The following is a 24,063-nucleotide window of genomic DNA, read 5'->3' as shown; positions in this document are numbered from 1 at the left end:
CAGTGAAACTCACAGTCGTCGGTGGCGGATCCACCTACACCCCCGAACTCGTGGACGGCTTCGCCCGGCTCCGCGACCAGCTCCCCATCGACGAGCTCTGGCTCGTCGACCCCGACCCGGTGCGCCGCGAACTCGTCGGCGGCGTCGCCAAGCGGATGTTCGCGCACGCCGGACACCCCGGCACGATCCACGTCACCGACGACGTCGTCGTCGGGGTCACCGACGCCGATGCCGTCATGTTCCAGCTCCGCATCGGCGGGCAGGCCGCACGGCAGCAGGACGAGACGTGGCCGCACGAAGCATGCTGCATCGGGCAGGAGACCACCGGTCCGGGCGGGTTCGCGAAGGCGCTCCGCACCGTGCCCGTGGTCCTGGAGTACGCCGAACTCGTCCGGAAGCACGCCAAGCCGGACGCCTGGATCGTCGACTTCACGAACCCCGTCGGCATCGTCACCCGCGCCCTGCTCGAAGCCGGGCACCGCGCCGTCGGCCTGTGCAACGTCGCGATCGGTTTCCAGCGCCGCTTCGCGAAGGAGTTCGGCGTCGCCCCCGACCACGTCCGGCTCGACCACGTCGGCCTGAACCACCTGACGTGGGAGCGCGGCGTGCACGTCACGGGCGCGGACGGCGTCGAGCGCGACGTGATGGCGGACCTGCTCGCCGAGTCGGACGGTGCCCTCGGCCGGACGGCGGAGAGCGTGCACATGCACCCGGACCTCCTCCGTCTGCAGCACGCGATCCCCTCGTACTACCTGCGGTACTTCTACTCGCACGACATCGTGCTGCAGGAGCAGCTGCACGAACCCACCCGTGCCGAGGCCGTCATGGAGACCGAGCGGGCCCTGCTCGCGAAGTACGCCGACGAGTCCGTCGTGACGAAGCCCGCCGAACTCGAGCAGCGCGGCGGCGCCTACTACTCCGAGGCGGCGATCGACGTGCTGTCCTCGATCCTCGGCGACCGCGGCGACGTGCAGGTCCTCAACGTGCGGAACGACGGCACGTTCCCGTTCCTGCCGGACGACCACGTCATCGAGGTGCCGTCGCGCGTCACCCGCCAGGCGATCACGCCGTTGCCGGTCTCCCCGCTCGACCCGGACATGGTCGGTCTCGTGTCGCACGTCGCCGGGTACGAGCGGCTCGCGCTCGACGCCGCGGTGCACGGCGGCCGCGACCGGGTGCTCCGTGCGATGTGGGCACACCCGCTCGTGGGGCAGGTCGACAAGGCGGAGCAGCTCACCGACCTGCTCCTGGCCGCGAACGCGGAACACATCCCGTGGGCGCGATCGGAGCACGTGACGTGGGCGGGCTGAGCCGGACCGGCGAGGCGGGCCCGGCCCGAGCCTCCCGTCCGCCCGCGCCGGTCCCACCGGACGCGACCGACGTCGTGCTCGCCGTCGACGGGGGCGGGAGCAAGACCGACGTCGTCGCGATCGCGCTCGACGGGACCATCGTCGGCCACGCGCGCGGTCCGGGGTCGAACCCGCAGACGCGGGGCTGGGACCTCGCCGGCCCGATCCTCGACGACGTCCGTGCGCGGGTGGTGGGCGAGCTGGGCGACCGCCGCATCCGCACCACGCACGTGTACCTGGCCGGGCTCGACCTGCACGACGAGCTCGTCGCGGCGACCGCGGCCCTCGCGCACTGGGCCGAGGACGGCGGCGAACCGCACGTCCTGGACAACGACCTGTTCGCGCTGCTGCGGGCCGGCACCCTGTCCCCGACGCCGCGGCCGTGGTGTGCGGCACCGGGATCAACGCCCTCGCGGTGCGGGCCGACGGCACGACCGCACGGTTCCCGGCCATCGGGGACGTCTCCGGCGACTGGGGTGGCGGCGCGTGGCTCGGCAACCGGGCGCTCTGGCACGCGGCGCGGGCCGACGACGGTCGCGGTCCGGCGACGTCGCTGGTCGACGCGGTGCCGGCGGCGGTCGGTCTCCGCAGCGTCCGCGAGGTCACCGAGGCCATCCACTTCGGCCGCCTCGACCAGCGCGTGTTCAACCGGCTCTGCCCCGTGCTGTTCGACGTGGCCGGAGCCGGCGACGTGGTGGCCCGGAGCGTCGTGGAGCGGCAGGCGGAGGAGATCGTCCTGCTCGCCGCGGTCGCGCTCGAGCGGTTGGGGCTCGGAGGTTCGGCGGCCGAGCCGGTGCCCGTCGTGCTCGGCGGCGGGGTGCTCGCTGCTCGGCACCCGTTGCTCGTGGACGGTGTCGTCGACGGGCTCGCTGCCCGGGTCCCCGGAGCGGTGCCGACCTGGGTCACCGATCCCCCGGTGCTCGGCGCGGGGCTCGCGGCGCTGGAGTCGGTCGGTGCCGACGATGCGGCGCTCGAGCGGTACCGCGAGGCCGTGCGCTCCCGGGCCTTCGCGAGCACGACGGCGCTGATCCGCTGACGTCCGCCCGCCCGCCCGCGCGCGCGCCGCGCGCCCGCGCGTCCGCGCGTCCCCCTCGCGAAAGCGACAGTCTGCCGCCGAACATTCGCGGCAGACTGTCGCTCTCGCGGTACGAACCGCGCACGAACCGCGCACGGACCGCGCGCGGCCCGACCGCCCCGCCGGCGCCCGCGCCCCTACGCGCGCGCCAGCATCCCGAGCGTGTCGACCACGCGGTTCGAGAAGCCCCACTCGTTGTCGTACCAGGCGACGACCTTCACGTGCCGGCCCTCGTCGACGCGGGTGAGCAGCGAGTCGAAGATGCTCGACTCCGGCCGCCCGGTGATGTCCGTCGACACGAGCGGGTCCACCGTGAACGCCAGGACCCCGGCGAGCCGGCCGGCAGCCGCGGCGCGGTAGGCCTCGTTCACCTCGTCCACGGTCACGTCCCGCGAGACGACGGTGTTCAGCTCGACGATCGACCCGACGGGCACCGGCACGCGGATGGCGTCGCCGGACAGCTTGCCCTCCAGGCGGGGCAGCACCAGCCCGATGGCCTTGGCCGCCCCGGTCGTCGTCGGCACGATGTTCACGCCGGCAGCGCGGGCCCGACGCAGGTCGCGGTGCGGCCCGTCCTGCAGGTTCTGCTCCTGCGTGTACGCGTGCACGGTGGTCATGAACCCGTGCTCGATCCCCGCCAGGTCGTCGAGCACCGACGCCAGGGGTGCGAGCGCGTTGGTCGTGCACGACGCGTTCGAGATCACCGTGTGCACGTTCGGGTCGAACGTGTCCGAGTTCACGCCGTACGCGATGGTGGCGTCCGCTCCGGTGGCCGGCGCACTGATCAGGACCCGTCGGGCGCCTGCGGTCAGGTGGCCGGCTGCCGCGTCGCGTGCGGTGAAGCGTCCGGTGGACTCGAGGACGACCTCGACGCCGAGTTCAGCCCAGGGCAGGTCCGCCGGCGACGTCGACGCGAGCACGCGGACGCGGCGCCCGTCGATCACGAGCGTGTCGCCGTCGACCTCGACGGTGCCGTCGAACGGGCCGAGCGCCGAGTCGTAGCGGAACAGGTGCGCGAGCGTGTCAGGTGCGGTCAGGTCGTTCACGGCGACGACCTCGAGGTCGTCACCGCCCCGTGCGAGCAGGGCACGGAGCGTGTTGCGGCCGATGCGGCCGAAGCCGTTGATGGCGATGCGGGTCATGTGGGGTTCCTTTCGTTCCGTGGTCCATGCTCACGGGCCGGGAGGCACGGCTCCAGTGGCAGGGAAGCCAGCGTCCGAAAGGATGTCGCCACCACCGCCTCGACGGCGCGGTCAGTCCTGGAACGTCCGGCGGTACTCGGTGGGCGAGGTCCCGAGGATCCGCCGGAAGTGCGTCCGCAGGTTCGCGTCGGAACCGAGGCCCGCTCGCTCGGCCACCTGGTCGACGCCGAGGTCCGACTGCTCCAGGAGCTCCCGGGCGAGGTCGACGCGCGCCCGCAGCACCCACTGCATCGGCGTGTACCCGGTGTCCTCCACGAACCGGCGTGAGAACGTCCGGGTCGACACCGTGGCGTTCCGCGCGAGCGCTTCGAGTGTGAGCGGCTCGGCGAGGTGCCGGAGCGCCCACTCCCGGGTGTCGGAGAACACGTCGCCGAGCGGTTCCGGCACGCTCCGCGGCACGTACTGCGCCTGGCCGCCGCTGCGGTACGGGGCGCTGACGAGCCGTCGGGCGACGTGGTTCGAAAGCGCCACGCCGTGGTCCTGTCGGACGATGTGCAGGCAGAGGTCGATCCCGCTCGCAGCACCGGCGCTGGTCAGCACCGAGCCGGCGTCGACGAACAGCACGTCCTCGTCGACGTCCACGTCGGGGTACCGCTCGCGGAGCACCCGCGTGTAGTGCCAGTGCGTCGTCGCGCGGCGGCCGTCGAGCAGCCCGGCTGCCGCGAGCGCGAACGCACCGGTGGAGATCGCCGCGATGCGGACGCCGCGGTCGTGCGCCCGCGCGAGTGCCGCGACGACGTCGGCGGGCGGCGCCGAGTCCGACGGGCGGCGGTAGCCGGGCACGAAGACGGTCTCCGCCCAGTCCAGTGCCTCCAGCCCGTGGTCGACCGCGTAGGCCAAGCCGTCGCCGCCGGTGATCCGACCGACCCGGGGGCCGCACACCCGCACCTCGTAGGGCATGCTCGGCCGGTTCGAGAACACCTGCGCTGGGATCCCGACGTCGAGCGGTTTCGCACCGTCGAGCACCAGGACTGCGACGCGGTGCAATGGGGACGCAGCCATGCCGACGACGCTAGCGGACGCGACCGCCCGGCTCGCGGAGTGCCCTGACCGTCAGGCGTCGCGGACGGCGAGCACCCGGTGCGGCGATGCCCGTTCCGCTCGCCACCCGATCGGCAGCGTGTCCCGCAGCTCCGCCAGGGTGAAGGCCCGGCGGATCGACCGCAGGCCGTCGACTCGGACGAAGGTCCCCGCGGACACCAGCGGCGACGCCAGCGCGTAGGCCCGGTAGGCCTCGCGTGACCGACGGATGTCCGAGTGCACGCTGCGGCCCGACGCGAGCGCCTCCGAGTCCGCCAGGAACCCGTTCCGCTCGTCGTCGCCCAGGTGGTGCAGGACGTGGTTCGACACCACGACGTCGAAGCGCTCGCCCGCCGTCACCAGGTCACCGCTCGACTGCTGCCGGAAGGTGACACCCCGCGGCGCCCGTCGGTTCGCCGCGTCGATCGCCCGCGGGTCCGGGTCGACCCCGACGACCTCGACGTCGAACCCGTCGCTCGCCGCCCACCGCACGACGGCCCGGGCCAGGTCGCCGCCGCCGCACCCGAGGTCGAGGACCCGGGCACGGCCGTTCACCGGCAGGGCCGGCACGACGTGGGTCCGCCACGCCGAACGCCAGCCGCTCACCAGGGCGTTGACGAGCGCGAAGCGCCGGAAGGTCCGCGCGAGCGCGTGCGGGTCGCAGTCCGGGTCGTCCATGAGTTCGGTCAGGTCGACTGCGCGCGTGCGCAGGTCGAGGACCGGGAGGCCCGTGGAGCCGCCGTCGGGACGGCTCACGTGCGCACCACGGTCAGTCGCGCACTCTCGACCGTGAGACCGGGGCCGAAGGCGAGCGCCATGACGGCAGCACCGTCCGGGATCCCGGCGTCGAGGGCCTCGCGGAGCACGAACAGCACGGTCGCGCTCGACATGTTCCCGTGGTCGCGCAGCACCGTCCGGCTCGCCGCGATCGCCGCGTCCGGCAGGTCGAGCGCCTGCTGCGTGCGGTCGAGGATCGCACGCCCACCGGGGTGCACGGCCCACACCGGCACGTCGGCGGCAGGTCCGTCGAGCAGCGACGCGACGGCCTCGGCGACGCTGCTGCCGACGAGCTTGGGGACCGCGGTGCTCAGGACCATCTCGAAGCCCTCGTCGCCGATGTTCCACGCCATCTCGCCGGCGCTCTCGGGCACGACGGCGGTGGCGAACGCGTCGAGGCGCAGACCGGGGCCGTCGGCGGTGACCACGACGGCGGCGGCGCCGTCCCCGAAGACGCTGTTCGCGACGATCTGGTCGGGGTCGTCGCTCGCGCGGACGTGCAGGGTGCAGAGCTCAGCGCAGACGACCAACACGACGGCGTCCGGGTCGGCCTCGGCGAACGCGGCCGCGATCCGGAGCGCCGGGAACGCCGCGCAGCACCCCATGAACCCGATGTGGTGCCGGAACACGGAGCGTGGCAACCCGAGCGCGGTCACGATGTCCAGGTCCGGCCCGGGCTGTGTGAACCCGGTGCACGACACCGTGACGACGTGCGTGACCGAGGCCGCGTCCACCTCTGCGCGGACGAGCGCGTCTCGGGCGGCCTCGACGAACAGCGTCGGTGCGAGCTCGCGGTAGCGGTCGTTGCGGGTGCCCGTCGAGGGCGAGTGCAGTGCGCCGTCCGTGTCGCGGAACGCGCCCGCTGGACGGCTCCGGTCGAGTTCGGCCAGCACCGTGTGCCGGTGCTCGACCGCCGAGGCGTCGAAGGCTGCGGGGACGAGCCGCCGGCCGAGACGACCGAGCTCGGGCTGCGCAGCGAAGAGGTCTCGCACGGCAGCCTGCTCGAGCGTCGTCTCCGGGACGGCGGTTCCGATGGCGCGGATCGTTGCGGACACGACTCATCCTGTCACCGGGTCGCTGACGCGTCCCCAGATTCGACGATCTCGAACGCGACCACGGGAGGCGCGGTGCCAGCTGGCACCGCGCCTCCCGTCCGTCGTCGGAACTCGTCTACGCCTGCTGCGCGCGCTCCAGGACCAGCTCGCGGACGCGGGCGGCGTCCGCCTGGCCCTTCATGGCCTTCATGACGGCACCGATGATGGCGCCGGCGGCCTGGACCTTGCCGTCCTTGATCTTCGCGAGCACGTCCGGCTGCGCCGCGAGTGCCTCGTCGACCGCGGCGGTGAGCGCCGAGTCGTCGGACACGACCTTGAGCCCACGGGCCTCGACGACCTGGGCCGGCGAGCCCTCGCCGGCGATGACGCCCTCGAGCACCTGGCGGGCCAGGCGATCGGTCAGGTCCCCGGACTCGACGAGGGCGATGACCTCGGCGACGTGCTGCGGCGACACGAGGTCCCCGGGCTCGGCGTCCTGCGCGTTCGCGACACGGCTGATCTCGCCGGTCCACCACTTGCGGGCTGCCTGCGGCGCGGCTCCGGCGGCGACGGTGCCCTCGACCTGGTCGAGCAGCCCGCCGTTCACGACGTCCTGGAACTCCAGGTCGGCGAAGCCCCACTCGCCCTTGAGGCGACGGCGGCGAGCCACCGGGGCCTCGGGCAGGGACGCACGGAGCTCCTCGACGACCGCGGGGTCCGGCACGACCGGCAGCAGGTCGGGCTCGGGGAAGTAGCGGTAGTCGTCGGCGTCCGACTTCGGACGGCCGGCCGAAGTGCGGCCGGTGTCCTCGTGCCAGTGACGGGTCTCCTGCGTGATCGAGCCGCCGTCGGCCAGGATCGCGGCCTGACGCTGGATCTCGTAGCGGATCGCACGCTCGACGGCACGGAACGAGTTGACGTTCTTCGTCTCGGTGCGGGTGCCGAGCTTCTCCTGGCCGCGGGGGCGGAGGGAGATGTTGGCGTCGCACCGCAGGTTGCCGCGCTCCATGCGGGCTTCGGAGACACCGAGTGCACGCACGAGGTCGCGGATGACCTGCACGTACGCGGCACCGAGCTCGGGGGCACGGTGCTCGGCACCGAAGATCGGCTTCGTGACGATCTCGACGAGCGGCACACCGGCGCGGTTGTAGTCGACGAGCGAGTACTCGGCACCCTGGATGCGGCCGGTGGCACCACCGACGTGCGTCAGCTTGCCGGCGTCCTCTTCCATGTGGGCGCGCTCGATCGGGACGTTGAAGATCGTGCCGTCGGCCAGTTCGACCTCGACCTCGCCCTCGAACGCGATGGGCTCGTCGAACTGCGAGACCTGGTAGTTCTTGGGGTTGTCCGGGTAGAAGTAGTTCTTCCGGGCGAACCGCGACGACTCGGCGATCGAGCAGCCGAGCGCGAGCCCGAGCTGGATCGAGTACCGGACGGCCTGCGCGTTGACGACGGGCAGCGACCCGGGCAGCCCGAGGTCGACCGGCGTCACGTTCGTGTTCGGCTCGCCACCGAAGAAGTTCGGCGCGTCCGAGAACATCTTGGTCTTCGTCGCGAGTTCGACGTGCACCTCGAAGCCGAGCACCGGCTCGTAGCGCTCCAGTGCTTCGTCGAAGTCCATCAGCGCGTCCTTCTGCGCCATCAGATCACACCTTCCTGCGCAGCCGACTGCTGACTCTGGTCGAGGTCCGGGATCCGGTCGATGAGCGGGGCTCCCCACTGCTGTTCGAGCAGACGCTCGAGCGCCGCACCGTAGCGGTACAGGCGGGCGTCCTCGCGCTGCGGGGCCATCAGCTGGACGCCGACGGGCAGGCCGTCCTCGGGTGCGAGGCCGTTCGGGATGCTCATGCCGGGCACGCCCGCCAGGTTCGCCGGGATCGTGGTGAGGTCGTTGAGGTACATCGCGAGCGGGTCGTCGATGCGCTCACCGATCGGGAACGCGGTCGTCGGGGCCGACGGGCTGATGAGCAGGTCGACCTGGTCGAACGCGGCCTGGAAGTCGCGCTGCACGAGCGTGCGGACCTTCTGCGCCGAGCCGTAGTAGGCGTCGTAGTAGCCGGCGCTCAGGGCGTAGGTGCCGAGGATGACGCGACGCTTCACCTCGGGACCGAACCCGGCTTCGCGCGTGGCGGCCATGACGTCCTCGACCGTCGCACCGTTCTCCGGCGTGACGCGCAGGCCGAAGCGCACCGAGTCGAACTTCGCCAGGTTCGACGAGGCCTCGGCCGGCAGGATCAGGTAGTAGGCGCTGATCGCGTAGGCGAAGGACGGGGCGTCGATCTCGACGACGACCGCACCGGCCGACTCGAGCAGGGCGACGGTCTCCTGGAAGCGCTGGGTGACCCCGGCCTGGAAGCCGTCGCCCCCGGCGAGTTCCTTGACCACGCCGACGCGCAGGCCGCGCAGCGTGTCCGCCTGCAGTCCTTCGCGGGCGGCGGCGGCCATCGAGGGCCAGGCGTCGGGGATCGAGGTGGAGTCGCGCGGGTCGTGCCCGCCGATGACGTCGTGCAGGAGCGCGGCGTCGAGGACGGTGCGGGCGACCGGTCCGATCTGGTCGAGGCTGGACGCCAGGGCGATCGCGCCGTAGCGGCTGACCCCGCCGTAGGTCGGCTTCACGCCGACGGTGCCGGTGACGGCGCCGGGCTGACGGATCGAGCCACCGGTGTCGGAGCCGAGGGCGATGGGTGCCTCGTGCGCGGCGACGGCAGCGGCCGAGCCACCGCCGGACCCGCCGGGGATGCGGTCGAGGTCCCACGGGTTGTGGGTCGGTCCGTACGCCGAGAACTCGGTGGTCGAGCCCATCGCGAACTCGTCCATGTTGGTCTTGCCGAGCGGCACGAGACCAGCGGCGCGGAGCTTCGCGACCGGGGTGGCGTCGTACGGCGGCATCCACCCTTCGAGGATCTTCGAGCCCGAGGTGGTCGGCATGTCCTGCGTGCACAGGACGTCCTTGATCGCGATCGGGACACCGGCGAGGGGCCCGAGGTCGTCGCCTGCCGAGCGACGCGAGTCGATCGACTTCGCGACGGCGATGGCGTTCTGGTTGACGTGCAGGAAGGCGTGCACGTCGCCGTCGACGGCGGCGATGCGGTCGAGGTGGGCCTGCGTGGCCTCGACGCTCGAGACGTCGCGCGCCACGAGGGCGTCGGCGAGCGCCGCGGCGCTCATCCGCGTGATGTCGGTCACTGTTCTTCTCCCAGGATGGCGGTCACTCGGAACCGTTCGCCGTCGGAGTCCGGCGCTCCGGAGAGCGCCTGCTCCTGCGTCAGCGTCTGGCCGACGACGTCGGGTCGGGTGACGTTGCCGAGCGGCACGGGGTGGCTCGTCAGCGGGACGTCGTCGGTCGCGACCTCGGCGACCTTGGCGACGCTCTCGACGATGTGCGACAGCTCCCCGGTCAGCTTCTCGATCTCGTCGGGCGTGAGTGCGATACGTGCGAGGTTCGCCAGGTGCGCGACCTGCTCGCTCGTGATGTCAGGCATGGTGCTCCGTCGATCGGTTCGTGGACGTCCGACAGTCTATTGGCTGCGGTCGTCCGCGCAGGCGCGGCCGTGGACGGCTGCCCGGAGGCCCGTCACCGGTCCGGCGGACCGGTGACGGGCCTCCGGACGGCGTGGACCGAGCAGTCACTTCCCGTTCTGGTCGCCCGCCGCCGGAGCGGCCGTGGCGGCGGGAGCCGCCGGTGCCGCCGGTGCGGAGGGAGCAGCCGTCTGGGCCGGCGTCGACTGGTCGGCCTGCGACGCACCGGATCCCGACGACGCCGAGGACTGCGACTGCGACGACTGCGACGAGTGGCTCGCCTGCCCGATCATCGCCTGGCTCGGCGTGGGCAGGGCGTCCCCGCCGACCGTCTGGTCCAGGTACGCCATCATCGACTTCCCGACCCCGAACTTCGCGCTGTACCCGGTGGTCCCCTGCAGGAACGGCCAGTTCGCCAGGCTCACGTTCCCCTGCACGTTGCCGATCCAGGTGGCGTTCGTGTACTTCGTCGACGACGCGACGAGCCAGTTCTGCACGTCGCCGTCGGTGGTGCCGGTCTTCGCGAACTTCGGCACGCTGTCGCCGGGGTTCGCGCTGGCCGCCGTGCCGGAACCCGACAGCACGCCCTGTAACGCGTAGTCGACGGTGCCGGCGACGTCCGCCGAGACACCCTGCGTGCAGGACGACGGCGTCGGGGTGATCTTCGTGCCGTCCGACTCGGTGACCGAGTCGATCGCGGTCGGCGTACAGACGACGCCGCCGTTCGCGAAGCCCGCGTACGCCTCGGCCAGGTCGATCGGCGACAGCTCGTTGACGCCGAGGATCGACGAGGGGTCTGCCCGAGGGCACCGCCGTCGGCGCGGTGGATCCCCATCGACTGCGCGAGCTGCGCGATCTTGCAGAGGTCGAGCTGCTTGCCCATCGCGCCGAAGGCCGTGTTGATCGACTCGACGGTGGCGGCCTGCACGGTCATCGACGCCGGCACGGACTCGGCGTTCGCGACCGGCCACGTCCCGCCGCTGACGTTCTGGCAGGAGTTCGTGAACTCCGAGTTCTGGAACGTGTGCTCGGTGGTCGACACCGATTCGGAGAGCGTGTGGCCGGTCGCGAGCCATTCGGCCAGCGTGAACACCTTGTAGGTGGAGCCGGTCTGGAACCCTCCGGAGTTGCCGTAGCCGGAGTCCGCGCTGTAGTCCACCGCGGTCGACCCGGCTGCGGCGTTGTCGCCCTGCGTGTACGACGTGTTCTGCACCATCGACATGATGCGCCCGGTGCCGGGCTCGACGGTGACGTTGGAGCCGCCGACGTCGACGCCCGCCATCGTGGCCGGCACGTAGGTCGACAGTGCGGTCTGCGCCTGGCCCTGCAGGTCGAGGTCGAGCGAGGTGTGGATCTGCAGGCCCTTGGTGTCGAGCGTCGCGATGCGCGCCGCGGCGGTCTTGCCGAACGCCGGGTCCTGCAGCACCTGGTCGCGGACGTAGTCGCAGAAGTAGCCGGCGTCGTAGTTCGTCGCCGCGGTCGAGCAGCCGTTCGCGGTCTCGGTGATCTTCGGCGTGACCGGGGTCGCGATGGCCTTCGTCATCTCGGCCTTGGTGATCGACCCGTGCGCCTGCATGCGGCGGAGCACGTAGTCACGTCGCTCCTTCGTGAGCGCGTAGCCGTTCGCCTTCCCGTTGTCCTTGTCGCTCGGCACGTCGATGCGCAGGTTCGAGGGGTTGTTGAGGATCGCCACGAGCGTGGCCGACTGCACGAGCGACAGGTCCTTCGCGTGCACGCCGAAGTAGTACTCGGCACCGGCCTCGGCGCCGTACACCCGACCGCCGAGCCCGACGATGTTCAGGTACCCGGTCAGGACGTCGTCCTTCGAGTACTTCTTGTTCACGGCGATCGCGTACCGCATCTCCTGCAGCTTCCGCTGCGGGGTGACGCCGGCCGCGTCCTCGTAGCAGGCCTCCACCTTCTTCGCCGTGGCGGCCTGGTCCTTGCCGGTGAGCTCCTCGCACTGCTGCACGAGGACGTTCTTGACGTACTGCTGCGTGATGCTCGATCCGCCCTGGACGTCGCCGCCGACGACGGTCGCGGCGACTCCGCGCAGCGTGCCGAGGACGTCGATGCCGCCCTCGTCGTAGTAGCGGGGTCCTCGGTGTCGATGGCGGCCTGCTTGAGCGTGTCCGCCATCTGGTCGGCCGTGACGTTCGTCCGGTTCTCGGCGTAGAACGACGCGATCTTGACCTGCTTGCCGCCCTTCGTCGCGTACACCGACGACACCTGCTGCGGCGTCTGCACGTCGAGGTAGCTCGGCAGGTCCTCGAAGAACGCGACCGCACCAGAGGTGCCCTCACCCGCGACGGCGACCGCGGGCGTCACCGCGACGGCGACGAGCATGCCGGCGAGCACGGACATCACCACGAACATCAGGAGAGCACCAGGCCATCGCACCACACGCATGCCCCGAACCGTAGGGAGGCGGGCTGTACTGGTTCTGCCGTGGAACCGACTGAGGCTGCGCCGTCGCTCAGGTTGCCGTTCAGGCAACACCTGTCGCTGGTCGCGATCCGCGCTGGGTCGCGGATCCGGCCGGGAGGCCCGGTGCGGCCCCGGCACGTCGGCCGCCGGTCACGATCCGGTCACGCCCAGGGCGTCACCCCGTCAGTCGCGCGGCTGCAGGTCCTGCGGACGGACCAGGTACATGTCCACCGACGCACCGACGACACCGTCGTCACCGGTGCTGCCGCGTCGGACCTGCTCGCGCACGAGGTCACCACGGCCGATCCCGATCAGGGCGACGTCGTGCAACGATGCGGTGCCCGGCTTGAGGTAGTCGTTGTGCCCGACCGGACGGCGGAACAGCTCCCCGGCGGCCAGTGCGTCGGCACCACCGGCCAGGTTCATCACGGTGGCACCGAACGCCGAACCGCCCGGGTCCGTGCCGTAGTACCCGGACCCCGCGATCGGATCGCTGTGCGCGACACCGACGAACACCTCGTCCGAGGCGACGTCAAGGTCCGCCGCCGACCGGACGTCACTGCCCGGAGACCCGAGCACGGTGAGGGTGTCGGCGCTCATCCGTCCGGAGGCGAGCGCCATGAGCGCCGTCGTCGACCCGTAGGAGTGCGCCACGATGTTCAGCCGGGGCTGGTCGCCGTCGCGGATCTGCCGCAGGCCGTCGACGGTGCGCTCGAGTCGCTGCGCCCCGGAGTCGGCGAGGCTGAGCGACATGATGTTCGACAGGTCGGGCGTGCGGTAGCCCATCCACGCCACGACGGCGACGCCCGTCCCGTCGCCGGAGCCACCGGCGGCCAGCGGGGCGAGGGTCGCCTGCTCGCTCGCGAGGTCGTTGGCGGTGTTCGTGAAGTCGGCCATCTGCCCGGTCACGGTGAAGAACATCCCGGGAACGATGACGGTGACGTCAGCCGCGGTGTCGAGGTCACCGATGCTGATCGCCGCTCGGCCCGCCGCCCGGGTGTCGAGCGTGATGAGGAACCGCTGCGGGTCACCGGGTTCGCGCCGCAGCGAGTCCCGCACCTGTCCGAGCATCGCGGCGTGCGCGGCACCGGTGTCGGGGTCGGCGAGTCCGGTGGTCAGGGTCGACCGGTTCGCGCGGTCGCGCACGGCGTACGGCACGCCCTCGAGGTTGCCGATGATCGACGGCGCGTGGACCAGGAGCGTGCCCTGTTCGTCGGCGCCGAGTCGCGCCCACCACTGCGCGACGACGGCCGCCGCGGGCGGGTCGTCCTGCGCGGTCGCCACGACCCGCGCGTCGGCGGCGGCGCGGCGCAGGTCACCGGCACCGAGGACCGCGAGGTCGTCGAGGAACGCCCGACCGTGTGCGTCGGCGACGGTGTCGACGTCGATCTGTCCCCCGGTCATGACCGGCTGGGGCACCGTGTGGCGCTCGGAGACGAGCGCGACCGTGACGGTGGCCGAGGCGGCATGGGTCGGAGGCGCGACGGGGGCCTCGACCACTCCGAGCGAGTGCATCGAGGCGGTGAGCAGAGCCGCGGCGATGAGCAGCAATCGGGTCTCCCCTGGAAGGCCGTCCCACCGTCTCCCTGCAGACGACGGGTGATGCTCTGTCGAGTGTAAGGAGAATGCCCGAGGATCGGTCATGCGCGATGCAACTTGTCCCCCGAACTGGGTGCGTCGGACGGCGCGCCGCGGTGTGCGGCCACGTCGCCGGTGTGCTTGCCGCCCGGCGTCAGCCCTCGGACGCAGGGACCTCCGGCTCGGGGAGCGCACTCGGCCCCTCGGTCACGAGCAGGTGGAACTGCTCGGCGTCGATGATCCGGAGCCCCAGTTGCTCCGCCTTCGTGAGCTTCTGACCCGGCTCCGGGGCCCGCTGCCACGAAGTCCGTCTTCTTGCTCACGCTCGACGCAGCCTTGCCGCCGGCGGTGATGATGGCCTCGAGCGCACCCTCGCGCGTGTACCCCTCGAGCGACCCGGTCGCCACGACCGTGACGCCGGTCAGGACACCGCCCTCGGCCTCCGCGGCCCCGGGCCCGGGGTGGTCCGGGGTGGTGAACTGCACGCCCGCCGTCGTCCAGCGGTCGATGATCTCGCGGTGCCAGTCGACCTCGAACCACGCGAACAGCGCGTCGGCGATGATCCCGCCGACCCCGTCGACCGCCGCGAGTTCCTCGCGCGAGGCGCTGCGGATCCGGTCGAGCGACCCGAAGTGGTTCGCGAGCGCGCGCGCCGCGACCGGTCCGACGTGGCGGATGCTCAGCCCGACCATGATGCGCCAGAGTGGCTTCGTCTTGGCCGCGTCGATGTTCGCGAGCATCTCGAACGCGTTCTTCGACGGGTAGCGGCTCGGCTCGCCGGTGTAGTCGGCCCCGCGGGCGTCGGCGTCGAACGGCGGGTCGGTCTTCTTGCGCGCGCGACTGAACGGGGTCACGCGCTTCGGGGAACCGGCGTCGTCGACCTTCTCCATGCCGGTCTCGGCGTCGCGGACGATCACCTCGATCGGGACGATGTCCTGCATCGTCAGGTCGAACAGCCCGGCCTCGGTCACGAGCGGCGGGGTCTCCGGGTGCAGCGGCTGCGTGAGCGCTGCGGCTGCGACCTCGCCGAGGCCCTCGATGTCGAGCGAGCCGCGCGATGCGATGTGCTCGACACGACCGCGGACCTGCGCGGGGCAGCTCTTCGCGTTCGGGCAACGGAGGTCGATGTCGCCTTCCTTCGCGGGGGCGAGCTCGGTGCCGCACTCCGGGCAGTGGGTCGGCATCACGAACTCGCGCTCCGTGCCGTCGCGCAGGTCGACGACCGGCCCCAGGACCTCGGGGATGACGTCGCCGGCCTTCCGCAGCACGACGGTGTCGCCGATCAGGACGCCCTTGGCCTTGACCACCTGTTGGTTGTGCAGGGTGGCCTGGCGGACGACCGACCCGGCGACCTCGGCAGGGGCCATCACCGCGAACGGGGTCGCACGCCCGGTCCGCCCGACGCTGACGACGATGTCGACGAGCTTGGTGTGGACTTCTTCCGGCGGGTACTTGTACGCGATCGCCCACCGGGGTGCCCGTGACGTCGAGCCGAGTTCCTCGTGCAGGGCGAGGTCGTCGACCTTGACGACGACGCCGTCGATCTGGTGCTCGACCGAGGCACGGCGGTCACCCGTCGAGCGGACGAAGGCGTTCACCTCGTCGATGGTGTCGAAGACCCGGTAGTGGCTGCTCGTCGGCAGGCCCCAGGTCTCGAGCAGCTCGTACACCTCGGACTGCGAGCGGACGTCGGTCTCCTGCTCGAGTTCGCGCACGGGCCACGCGCCGATGCCGTGCACCAGCATCCGCAAGCGCCGGAGCCGGTCCACCATGAGCGCGCGCTTCGCCTCGGACTTGCCCTCTTCCTTCTGCCGGAGGGACCCGGCGGCGGCGTTGCGCGGGTTGGCGAACACGCGCTCCCCGCCTCGCGCTGGTTCGCGTTGAGCTCGTCGAACTCGGCGACCGGGAAGAAGATCTCGCCGCGGACCTCGACCAGGGGCGGGTGGCCGGTGCCCGACAGGCGGTCCGGGATCGTGCCCATGGTCCGGACGTTGCCGGTGACGTCCTCGCCCACGACACCGTCACCACGGGTCGCCGCCGACACCAACCGGCCGTGCTCGTAGCGCAGGTTGATCGCGAGGCCGTCGATCTTCAGCTCGGTCAGGAACCGGACGCGCTCGGAACCGGCGTCGCGCTGCACCTTGACGGCCCACTCGGTCAGCCTCGTCCGGGCTGAACACGTTGTCGAGCGAGAGCATCCGCTCGGCGTGCTCGACCGGTGCGAACTGCGTGGTCTGCGCCTGCCCGCCGACGGTCTGGGTCGGGCTGTCCTCGGTCAGGAGTTCCGGGAACCGCTGCTCGATCGCATCGAGCCGGCGGACCAGGACGTCGTAGTCGGCATCGGCTTCCGGTGATCCGTTGTCGCCCTGGTAGTACGCCTGCCGCAGCTCGTTGATGCGGGCCCGCAGCCGGTCGACCTCGCGCCCGGCCTGGGCGGCGTCGAGCCCGTCGGGGTCGATGGTCTCGAACGTGGCGTCGGTCTCGCTCATGCCATCAGTTCTACCGTGTGCCACCGACGGCGCGTGCAGCGGACCCACCGCCCGGGAGCGGCGGTCTCAGGCGCCGACGGGGACGGCGCTGACGGTGCTGTCGATCGTGCACTGTCCGAGCACCCGGGTGCCGACGTAGACCACGGCCGTCTGGCCGGGGGCGACCCCGTGCAGTGGCTCGTCGACGTCGATCACGAGCACGTCGTCCTGCACCCGCGCGGTCGCCGGCACCGGGTCGGCGTGCGCCCGGATCTGCACGTCGCACGCGAACGGCGTCTGCGGCTCGGCCGGTGCCGTGCCGGCCCAGGTGAAGCGGGAGCCCGACATCGACGACACGGCCAGGGCCTCCTTCGGGCCGACCACGACGGTGTTGTCCTTCGGGCGGATCTCGAGCACGAACCGGGGCTTGCCGTCGGCGGCGGGGCGCCCGAGCGACAGTCCGCGGCGCTGCCCGACCGTGTAGCCGTGCGCGCCGTCGTGGGAGCCGACGACCGTGCCGTCACGCTCGACGACATCGCCGGTCTCGCTGCCGACGCGGTCGGCGAGCCAGCCGCGGGTGTCACCGTCGGGGATGAAGCAGATGTCGTAGGAGTCGGGCTTCTGCGCGACCGTCAGCCCACGCTCGGCGGCCTCGGCCCGGACCTCGTCCTTCGACGGGGTCGCCCCGAGCGGGAACATCGCATGCTGCAGCTGCTCGGCGGTCAGGACCCCGAGCACGTAGGACTGGTCCTTCGCCCACGCGGCCGACCGGTGGAGTTCGCGGGAGCCGTCCGGACCGGTGACGATCGAGGCGTAGTGCCCCGTCGCGACGGCGTCGAACCCCAGGGCGAGTGCCTTCTCGAGCAGGGCGGCGAACTTGATGCGCTCGTTGCACCGCATGCAGGGGTTCGGCGTGCGGCCGGCCTGGTACTCGGCGACGAAGTCGTCGACGACGTCCTCCTTGAACCGGGCCGAGAAGTCCCACACGTAGTAGGGGATGCCGAGGGCGGACGCGGCGCGCTGGGCGTCCATCGAGTCCTCGATCGTGCAGCACCCGCGGCTGCCGGTGCGGAGCGTGCCCGGCATCCGGCTCAACGCCAGGTGCACGCCGACCACGTCGTGCCCGGCGTCGACCGCCCGGGCAGCAGCCACCGCCGAGTCGACCCCACCGCTCATCGCCGCCAGAACACGCATGCCTCCAGGGTAACCCGCCGACGAACCCGTACCGCTGGCGTACCGTTGGTCGAGCGATGGCCACGACGGGGAACGACTCATTCGACTTCCGGTCCGTCCTGTTGTCCGGGTTCCTGCCCGCGGCGCTCTTCGCCATCGGCGAGGGCGCGATCATCCCGATCATCCCGATCGCCGCGGACTCCCTCGGCGCGACCCTGGCGTTCGCGGGCTTCGTCGCGTCGCTCATCCTGGTCGGCGAACTCATCGGCGACGTCCCGTCGGGCATCGTCGTGGCGCGGATCGGCGAGCGGAACGCGATGATCGGCGCCGCCCTGGTGTCGGTCGGCGGCCTCGTCGTCTGCACGACCGCGGCGAACGCGTGGGTGCTGGCGCTCGGGGTGTTCCTGGTCGGTGTCTCGACCGCGGTGTTCGCCCTGGCACGGCACGCCTACATGACGACCGCGATCCCCGTCCGCATCCGTGCCCGGGCGCTGTCGAGCCTGGGCGGGGTGTTCCGCTTCGGGTACTTCGTCGGACCGTTCCTCGCCGCCGGTGTGATCCACCTGACGGGCACCACCGCCAGTGCGTTCTGGATCCACGTCGTGTGCTGCCTGGCGGCGGCGACCGTGCTGCTGGTGCTGCGCGACCCCGCGACGGGCGCACGCGGTCTGCGGATGCCGCCCCGGGCCTCCCGGTCGGGGTCGGACGCGACCGGCGTGACCGAGCCGTCCACCGACACCGGCGCGGTCTTCGTCGGCAAGGAGGCGCACGGCCTCTTCCGGACGTTGCGCACGAACCGGGCCGTGCTGCTGCGGCTCGGGAGCGGTGCCGCGCTCATCGGCGCGATGCGTGCCGGACGCCAGGTGATCCTGCCGCTGTGGGCGGTCAGTGTCGGGTTGGACGACTCGACGGCGGCTCTGATCATCGGCATCGCCGGTGCCGTCGACTTCGCGCTGTTCTACACGAGCGGCCAGATCATGGACCGCTGGGGGCGGTTGGCGAGCGCACTCCCTGCATGCTCGGGCTGAGCATCAGCTACTTCCTGCTCGCCTGGAGCGGGCACCTCGACGCGCGGGTCGGCTGGTTCGTCGGGATCGCGATGGGGATGTCGCTCGCCAACGGCGTCGGCTCCGGCATCCTCATGACGCTCGGCGCCGACCTGGCTCCGCGCGACGACCCGGCGCCGTTCCTCGGAGCCTGGCGGTTCACCGGCGACTTCGGGTCGGCAGCGGCACCGCTCGTGATCTCCGGGGTGACGGCCGTCGCGACGATCGCGGTGGCCAGCGGTGTGATGGGCGTGCTGGGCCTGATCGGTGCCGGTGTGCTGCTGCGCTACGTGCCGCGGTACCTGCCGCGCGCGCTGCGCTGACGCGCGCTGCGCTGACGCGCGCTGCGTGCTGCGCGCCGCCGTCCCCCACGACTCCGTGCGAGGTTGATCACTCCGTGCGCGCTTTCTGCGCCGCACGGAGTGATCAACCTCGCACCAGCGACGCCGGCCGACGTCCGCCGACCAGGGACCGCTCGGTAGACTGCCGCTGCTCGCGGGAGTGGTGGAATCGGTAGACACGCAGGATTTAGGTTCCTGTGCCCCAGGCGTGAGGGTTCGAGTCCCTCCTTCCGCACCGACGTTGCGTGCTCGCGCATCTCATACCACCGAGGGACGTCCGCGTCATCGGCGGACGGTACCCTCGTCGTGCGGGTGACCCTCCCGTCACCGCATCTGCACGACCGGAAGAGACATGCACTCCGTCGCACTCGCCCTGATCCCATGGCTGGATCCGCAGTACATCCTCGACCACTTCGGGGCCGTCGCCGTGCTCGTCGTCTGTGCGATCGTCTTCGCCGAGACCGGTCTGCTGATCGGCTTCATCTTCCCGGGCGACAGCCTGCTCGTCATCACCGGCCTGTTCGCGTTCGACCGCGGCGGCGAGATCGGCGGCATCCCGATCTGGGTCGCGGCCCTGATGATCGGCGCGGCGGCGTTCCTCGGTGGGGAGCTCGGCTACTACATCGGCAAGAAGGCCGGTCCGCCGATCTTCGAGCGCAAGGAGAGCGGTCTGTTCTCCAAGGCGAACGTCGAGCGGACCAACGCGTTCTTCCACCGGTTCGGCCCGCTCGCGGTGATCCTGGCGCGCTTCGTGCCGGTCGTCCGCACCTTCGCGCCGATCGCCGCCGGCGTCGGCCGCATGGACTACAAGAAGTACTCGCTCTACAACGCGATCGGAGCCGTCGTCTGGGGCGTCGGCGTGACGTTCCTCGGGTACTTCATCGGGCACATCCCGTTCGTCGCCCACATCGTGCGTGAGTACATCGACATCATCCTGCTCGCTGCCGTCGTGGTGACCGTCGTGCCGATGGCGCTGACCTACATCCGGAACGCCCGCAAGGCGAAGAAGCACGAGCACCAGGCCGAGTCGACGGCCGTCGACCCGCAGCTGTAGCTGTCGCTGTCGCCGGACCGGACCGGACGCGACAGGCCCACACCGTTCGATGTGGGCCTGTCCTCGTCGCGGTTGGGCGGTTCAGAGCCCGAAGTGCTCCCGCACGACCGGCGCGATGCCCCGGAACGCCTTGCTGCGGTGCGAGAGGGCGTTCTTCTCGTCGCGGGTGAGCTCGGCCGACGAGCGGTCGGCGTCGTCCGGCCGGAACACCGGGTCGTAGCCGTGTCCGCCGTCGCCGACCGGCGCGGTCAGCACCTCGCCGTTCCACACCGCCTCGACCACGTGCTCGAACCCGTCGGGCGTGACGAACGCGGCCGCGCACACGAAGGCAGCGGTCCGCTCCACGACGCCGTCCAGGTTCTGCAGCAGCAACGCGATGTTGTCGGCGTCCGACCGGGTGCCCGCGTACCGCGCCGAGTGGATGCCCGGGGCGCCGTCGAGCGCGTCGACCGCGATGCCGGAGTCGTCGGCGAGCGCCGGCAGCCCGGTGTGGGCGACCGCGGCACGGGCCTTGATCAGGGCGTTCGCGGCGTAGGTGTCACCGTCCTCGACCGGCTCGGGGCCGTCGTACCCGACGAGCTCGACACCCTCGCCCAGCGTCGACCCGAGGATCTCGCGGAGCTCGACGACCTTGCCCTGGTTGTGGGTGGCGAGGACGACGGTGCCGGTCACGCGAGCCCCAGCACGGTCTTCTGGATCGCCGCGAGCGACTGGTTGCCGGCCAGGCCCAGGTCGAGCAGGACGTTCAGCTCGTCGCGGTCGAACGGCGCGTGCTCGGCGGTTCCCTGCACCTCGATGAACTTGCCCGACCCGGTCGTGACGATGTTCATGTCGGTGTCCGCGGCGGAGTCCTCGGTGTACGCCAGGTCGAGCATCGGCTCGCCCTTGACGATGCCGACCGAGATCGCCTGCACGCTGTCGGTGAGCGGGGTGGCCTTCTTGCCGATGAAGCCCTTGCCGCGGCCCCACTCGACCGCGTCGACCATCGCCACGTAGGCGCCCGTGATCGACGCCGTGCGGGTGCCGCCGTCGGCCTGCAGCACGTCGCAGTCGATGACCAGGGTGTTCTCGCCGAGGGCCTTCGTGTCGACCACGGCACGGAGCGAACGCCCGATCAGCCGGGAGATCTCGTGCGTGCGGCCACCGACCTTGCCCTTGATCGACTCGCGCTGCATGCGCTCGTTCGTCGACCGCGGCAGCATCGAGTACTCGGCGGTGACCCAGCCGGTGCCCTTGCCGGCGAGCCAACGGGGCACGCCGTTCGTGAACGAGGCGGTGCAGAGCACCTTGGTGTTGCCGAACGAGATGAGCGCGCTGCCCTCGGCCTGCGTGCTCCACCCCCGCTCGATGGTGACGGGACGGTGTTCCTCGGCCTGGCGGCCGTCGATGCGGGTGGTCATGGTGTCCTTTCGGTCCGGCCTGGAGGCGCGGTGCGGGTCATCGGGGCGGGCGGCGGCTGGCGGCTGGTCGCCGCTCAGGCCCGCCCACGGGGCAGCGTGATGGCGCCGGTCTCGAGGTGGCCGACGCGGACGATCTCGGGGCCGAGGAACCGGCGGGCGAGCCGCAGGAACCCGTCCTCGTCGTCGCCGGTCGACTCGAACGAGTACGTCGGGGCGGTGGTGGAGGTGCGTTCGAGGCCGTGCTCGACGAGCCGGCGGTACACGTCGTTGGCGGTCTCCTCGGCACTCGACACCAGGGTGACGTCCGGGCCCATCACGTACTGGATGGCCGCGGACATCAGCGGGTAGTGGGTGCAGCCGAGCACGAGGGTGTCGACGTCGGCGGCGCGGATCGGGTCGAGGTACCCGGCGGCGACCTCGCGCAGCTGCGGCGACGAAGTGTCCCCCGCCTCGACGAACTCGACGAACCGCGGGCACGCCGCCAGGGTCAGGGTGACGTCCGAGGCGACCGCGAAGGCGTCCTCGTAGGCGCGCGAGGTGATGGTGCCGACCGTGCCGATGACGCCGATGCGCCCGGTCCGGGTCTGCTTCACGGCGGCGCGGGCAGCGGGTTGGATGACCTCGACCACCGGGATGCCGTACGCCTGCTCGTACCGTTCGCGGGCGTCGCGGAGCACGGCCGACGACGCGGTGTTGCAGGCGATGACGAGGGCCTTGACGCCGAGTTCGACCAGGTCGTCCATGACCTCGAGCGCGTAGCGGCGGACGTCGGCGATGGGCTTCGGGCCGTACGGCGAGTGCACGGTGTCGCCGACGTACCGGATGCTCTCGCGCGGCAGCTGGTCGATGATCGCGCGGGCCACCGTGAGCCCGCCGACCCCGCTGTCGAAGACTCCGATCGGTGCATCCGTCACGGTGACCAGCGTACCGACGCTCGCAGTAGTGTCGGGGAGGTGACCAGCGCGCTCCTGACGGACCAGTACGAACTCACCATGGTCGACGCCGCCCTGAAGGACGGCACCGCCCACCGGCGCTGCGTCTTCGAGGTGTTCGCCCGGCGGCTCCCCGACGGCCGTCGCTACGGCGTCGCGGCGGGTCTCGGCCGGTTCCTGACCGCCCTCGGCGACTTCCGCTTCGGCGACGACGAGATCGGGTTCCTGCGCGACCGCGGGGTCATCGACGAGGGCACCGCGGCGTTCCTCGCCGACTACCGGTTCACCGGGAACGTCCGTGCCTACCGCGAGGGCGAGGTCTACTTCCCCAACTCCCCGATCCTGCAGATCGAGGGCACGTTCGCCGAGGCCGTCGTGCTCGAGACGCTCGCCCTGTCGGTCTTCAACGCCGACTCCGCCATCGCCTCGGCCGCCGCGCGCATGGTCTCCGCCGCCGACGGTCGTCCGCTCGCCGAGATGGGCTCCCGCCGCACCGGCGAGTGGAACGCCGTCGCAGCAGCCCGGGCCGCCTACATCGCCGGCTTCGGCGCGACGAGCAACCTCGAGGCTGGTCGCACCTGGGGCATCCCGACGATGGGCACCGCGGCGCACGCGTTCACCCTGCTGCACGACTCCGAGGAGGCGGCGTTCCGGTCGCAGCTCGACGCCCTCGGCAACGGCACGACGTTGCTCGTCGACACCTACGACATCGAGCAGGCCGTGGAGACCGCGGTCCGGCTGACCGACGGCAAGCTCGGCGGTGTCCGCATCGACAGCGGCGACCTGCCCTCGGTCGTCGCGGCCGTGCGGGCGCAGCTCGACCGGCTCGGCGCGACCGACACGAAGATCACGGTCACGAACGACCTGGACGAGTACACGATCGCGGCTCTCCGTGCGGCCCCGGTCGACTCGTACGGCGTCGGCACCTCGGTGGTCTCCGGCTCGGGGCACCCCGCTGCCGGCATGGTCTTCAAGCTCGTGGCGCACCGGTCCGCCGACGGCGAGGACTGGGTCGCCGTGGCGAAGAAGTCGGCGGACAAGGCCTCGATCGGCGGGCGCAAGGAAGCCGGCCGACGCCTGCGCAACGGTGTCGCCACGGCCGAGGTCGTGCTCACCGCCGGACAGGTCGGCCCCGACGAGCGCCCCCTGCTCGTGCCCGTGGTCACCGGCGGCGTGGTCGATCCGGCGTTCCTCGGAGCGCAGGGCGTCGAGGCCGCGCGAGCGCACCACCAGCGGGCGAAGGCCGAGCTTCCGGCGGACGCCGCGCGCATCGGTCGCGGCGACCCCGCGATCCCCACCCTGGTGATCTGAGCGGTCTGCGGACGCAGACGACGGACGGGAGGCCCGTGGCGGCGTCGCCACGGGCCTCCCGTCCGTCCTGGGGTCGCTGCTACTCGGACTTCATCTTCTCGTAGATGGCCTTGCAGTCCGGGCACACCGGGAACTTCTCCGGGTCGCGGCCCGGGATCCACTTCTTGCCGCACAGCGCCTTGACCGGCTTGCCGGACAGGGCGGACTGCAGGATCTTGTCCTTCTTGACGTAGTGCGAGAACCGCTCGTGGTCGCCGGGTTCGATCGCTTCGTCTTCGAGGAGCTTCTCGAGCTCCCGGTCCATCACGTCGAGGCCGCCGCCTGGTTCCGTCATGCTCATGGCTCCAGGGTACGACG

General features: G+C 71.6%; 18 protein-coding genes, 1 tRNA gene and 4 pseudogenes. 6 read left to right on the top strand and 17 right to left on the bottom strand.

The window, feature by feature from the left end; all coding sequences use genetic code 11:
• Positions 1 to 2 precede the first annotated feature (2 nt).
• Together JN350_RS08010 and JN350_RS19200 are read left to right on the top strand one after the other, a co-directional pair.
• Positions 3 to 1,310: a 6-phospho-beta-glucosidase gene (locus JN350_RS08010; protein ID WP_205464158.1), complete on the top strand. Its 1,308-nt coding sequence runs from the start codon at positions 3 to 5 to the stop codon at positions 1,308 to 1,310.
• Positions 1,311 to 1,731: 421 nt separating this feature from the next.
• Complete coding sequence (locus JN350_RS19200; RefSeq protein WP_240347631.1) at positions 1,732 to 2,385, top strand: BadF/BadG/BcrA/BcrD ATPase family protein; 654 nt, start codon at positions 1,732 to 1,734, stop codon at positions 2,383 to 2,385.
• Positions 2,386 to 2,561: 176 nt separating this feature from the next.
• On the opposite strand, the gene gap is transcribed toward JN350_RS19200, so the two are convergent.
• From gap to mnmA, 13 genes and pseudogenes are all read right to left on the bottom strand, one after another.
• On the bottom strand, positions 2,562 to 3,566 hold the full coding sequence (gap, locus tag JN350_RS08000; RefSeq protein WP_205464157.1) for a type I glyceraldehyde-3-phosphate dehydrogenase: 1,005 nt from the start codon (positions 3,564 to 3,566) through the stop codon (positions 2,562 to 2,564).
• Positions 3,567 to 3,677: 111 nt separating this feature from the next.
• Positions 3,678 to 4,628 carry a GlxA family transcriptional regulator gene (locus JN350_RS07995; protein ID WP_205464156.1) on the bottom strand — a complete coding sequence of 317 codons (951 nt, stop codon included), beginning with the start codon at positions 4,626 to 4,628 and terminating at the stop codon, positions 3,678 to 3,680.
• Positions 4,629 to 4,679: 51 nt separating this feature from the next.
• Positions 4,680 to 5,402 (bottom strand): methyltransferase domain-containing protein, encoded by a 723-nt coding sequence (locus JN350_RS07990; RefSeq protein WP_205464155.1) that lies wholly within the window; start codon positions 5,400 to 5,402, stop codon positions 4,680 to 4,682.
• A complete protein-coding gene (locus tag JN350_RS07985; protein ID WP_205464154.1) occupies positions 5,399 to 6,478 on the bottom strand; it encodes a type III polyketide synthase in 1,080 nt (359 codons plus the stop codon). The genes JN350_RS07990 and JN350_RS07985 overlap by 4 nt, the downstream gene beginning before the upstream one ends.
• 115 nt (positions 6,479 to 6,593) lie before the next feature.
• The gene (gatB, locus tag JN350_RS07980) at positions 6,594 to 8,099 is read right to left on the bottom strand and encodes an Asp-tRNA(Asn)/Glu-tRNA(Gln) amidotransferase subunit GatB (RefSeq protein ID WP_205464153.1); all 1,506 of its coding nucleotides are present in this window, start codon (positions 8,097 to 8,099) and stop codon (positions 6,594 to 6,596) included.
• Positions 8,099 to 9,643: an Asp-tRNA(Asn)/Glu-tRNA(Gln) amidotransferase subunit GatA gene (gatA, locus tag JN350_RS07975; RefSeq protein WP_205464152.1), complete on the bottom strand. Its 1,545-nt coding sequence runs from the start codon at positions 9,641 to 9,643 to the stop codon at positions 8,099 to 8,101. Before gatA ends, gatB begins: the two co-directional genes overlap by 1 nt.
• Positions 9,640 to 9,939 carry an Asp-tRNA(Asn)/Glu-tRNA(Gln) amidotransferase subunit GatC gene (gatC, locus tag JN350_RS07970; RefSeq protein WP_111085021.1) on the bottom strand — a complete coding sequence of 100 codons (300 nt, stop codon included), beginning with the start codon at positions 9,937 to 9,939 and terminating at the stop codon, positions 9,640 to 9,642. The genes gatA and gatC overlap by 4 nt, the downstream gene beginning before the upstream one ends.
• Positions 9,940 to 10,083: 144 nt before the next feature.
• Positions 10,084 to 10,473 (bottom strand): hypothetical protein, encoded by a 390-nt coding sequence (locus tag JN350_RS19195; protein WP_240347630.1) that lies wholly within the window; start codon positions 10,471 to 10,473, stop codon positions 10,084 to 10,086.
• 57 nt (positions 10,474 to 10,530) lie between these two features.
• Positions 10,531 to 11,052, bottom strand: a pseudogene (locus tag JN350_RS20720) (hypothetical protein); the annotation flags it as partial.
• A 554-nt stretch (positions 11,053 to 11,606) separates the two neighbouring features.
• Positions 11,607 to 12,032 (bottom strand): annotated as a pseudogene (locus JN350_RS20715) (transglycosylase domain-containing protein); the annotation flags it as partial.
• A gap of 554 nt (positions 12,033 to 12,586) precedes the next feature.
• Positions 12,587 to 13,954 carry an alpha/beta hydrolase gene (locus tag JN350_RS07955; RefSeq protein WP_205464151.1) on the bottom strand — a complete coding sequence of 456 codons (1,368 nt, stop codon included), beginning with the start codon at positions 13,952 to 13,954 and terminating at the stop codon, positions 12,587 to 12,589.
• Positions 13,955 to 14,135: 181 nt separating this feature from the next.
• Positions 14,136 to 16,470: pseudogene (gene ligA, locus JN350_RS07950) on the bottom strand (NAD-dependent DNA ligase LigA).
• A gap of 66 nt (positions 16,471 to 16,536) precedes the next feature.
• Positions 16,537 to 17,643, bottom strand: a complete 1,107-nt coding sequence (gene mnmA, locus JN350_RS07945) for a tRNA 2-thiouridine(34) synthase MnmA (protein WP_205464150.1) — start codon at positions 17,641 to 17,643, stop codon at positions 16,537 to 16,539.
• A gap of 56 nt (positions 17,644 to 17,699) precedes the next feature.
• On the opposite strand from mnmA, the pseudogene JN350_RS07940 reads away from it, so the two are divergent.
• The 3 genes and pseudogenes from JN350_RS07940 (at position 17,700) to JN350_RS07930 (ending at position 20,063) form a co-directional block, all read left to right on the top strand.
• A pseudogene (locus tag JN350_RS07940) lies at positions 17,700 to 18,991 on the top strand (MFS transporter).
• Between the two features lie 172 nt (positions 18,992 to 19,163).
• Positions 19,164 to 19,244, top strand: a tRNA-Leu gene (locus JN350_RS07935).
• Between the two features lie 117 nt (positions 19,245 to 19,361).
• Entirely contained in the window at positions 19,362 to 20,063 is a 702-nt protein-coding gene (locus JN350_RS07930) for a DedA family protein (protein ID WP_205464149.1), read from the top strand.
• An 81-nt stretch (positions 20,064 to 20,144) separates the two neighbouring features.
• Here JN350_RS07930 and rdgB read toward each other — a convergent pair whose 3' ends face one another.
• The 3 genes from rdgB to murI all read right to left on the bottom strand — a co-directional run bounded on the left by rdgB (position 20,145) and on the right by murI (position 22,377).
• Positions 20,145 to 20,735 carry an RdgB/HAM1 family non-canonical purine NTP pyrophosphatase gene (gene rdgB / locus JN350_RS07925; protein ID WP_205464148.1) on the bottom strand — a complete coding sequence of 197 codons (591 nt, stop codon included), beginning with the start codon at positions 20,733 to 20,735 and terminating at the stop codon, positions 20,145 to 20,147.
• Entirely contained in the window at positions 20,732 to 21,463 is a 732-nt protein-coding gene (gene rph / locus JN350_RS07920) for a ribonuclease PH (RefSeq protein WP_205464147.1), read from the bottom strand. Before rph ends, rdgB begins: the two co-directional genes overlap by 4 nt.
• 74 nt (positions 21,464 to 21,537) lie before the next feature.
• Positions 21,538 to 22,377, bottom strand: coding sequence for a glutamate racemase (murI, locus tag JN350_RS07915; protein ID WP_205464146.1), 840 nt, complete (start codon positions 22,375 to 22,377; stop codon positions 21,538 to 21,540).
• A 78-nt stretch (positions 22,378 to 22,455) separates the two neighbouring features.
• Here murI and JN350_RS07910 point away from each other — a divergent pair, with 78 nt between their 5' ends.
• Positions 22,456 to 23,706: a nicotinate phosphoribosyltransferase gene (locus JN350_RS07910; protein WP_240347700.1), complete on the top strand. Its 1,251-nt coding sequence runs from the start codon at positions 22,456 to 22,458 to the stop codon at positions 23,704 to 23,706.
• Between the two features lie 79 nt (positions 23,707 to 23,785).
• On the opposite strand, the gene JN350_RS07905 is transcribed toward JN350_RS07910, so the two are convergent.
• Positions 23,786 to 24,046, bottom strand: a complete 261-nt coding sequence (locus tag JN350_RS07905) for a DUF3039 domain-containing protein (protein ID WP_111033217.1) — start codon at positions 24,044 to 24,046, stop codon at positions 23,786 to 23,788.
• Between the last annotated feature and the right edge of the window lie 17 nt (positions 24,047 to 24,063).

The sequence above is a fragment of the Curtobacterium sp. 24E2 genome (assembly GCF_016925595.1).
GTDB lineage: Bacteria > Actinomycetota > Actinomycetes > Actinomycetales > Microbacteriaceae > Curtobacterium.
Note: the sequence above shows the minus strand (reverse complement) of the source record. Positions and strands in the feature narration are given on the sequence as shown.

Coding starts and splice junctions, on each gene's coding strand:
- mnmA (WP_205464150.1), bottom strand. CDS start 17,643: ATGCGTGTTCTGGCGGCGATGAGCGGTGGGGTCGACTCGGCGGTGGCT.
- gatB (WP_205464153.1), bottom strand. CDS start 8,099: ATGGCGCAGAAGGACGCGCTGATGGACTTCGACGAAGCACTGGAGCGC.
- JN350_RS07910 (WP_240347700.1), top strand. CDS start 22,456: ATGGTCGACGCCGCCCTGAAGGACGGCACCGCCCACCGGCGCTGCGTC.
- gap (WP_205464157.1), bottom strand. CDS start 3,566: ATGACCCGCATCGCCATCAACGGCTTCGGCCGCATCGGCCGCAACACG.
- JN350_RS07905 (WP_111033217.1), bottom strand. CDS start 24,046: ATGAGCATGACGGAACCAGGCGGCGGCCTCGACGTGATGGACCGGGAG.
- JN350_RS07995 (WP_205464156.1), bottom strand. CDS start 4,628: ATGGCTGCGTCCCCATTGCACCGCGTCGCAGTCCTGGTGCTCGACGGT.
- rph (WP_205464147.1), bottom strand. CDS start 21,463: ATGACCACCCGCATCGACGGCCGCCAGGCCGAGGAACACCGTCCCGTC.
- gatC (WP_111085021.1), bottom strand. CDS start 9,939: ATGCCTGACATCACGAGCGAGCAGGTCGCGCACCTGGCGAACCTCGCA.
- JN350_RS07930 (WP_205464149.1), top strand. CDS start 19,362: ATGCACTCCGTCGCACTCGCCCTGATCCCATGGCTGGATCCGCAGTAC.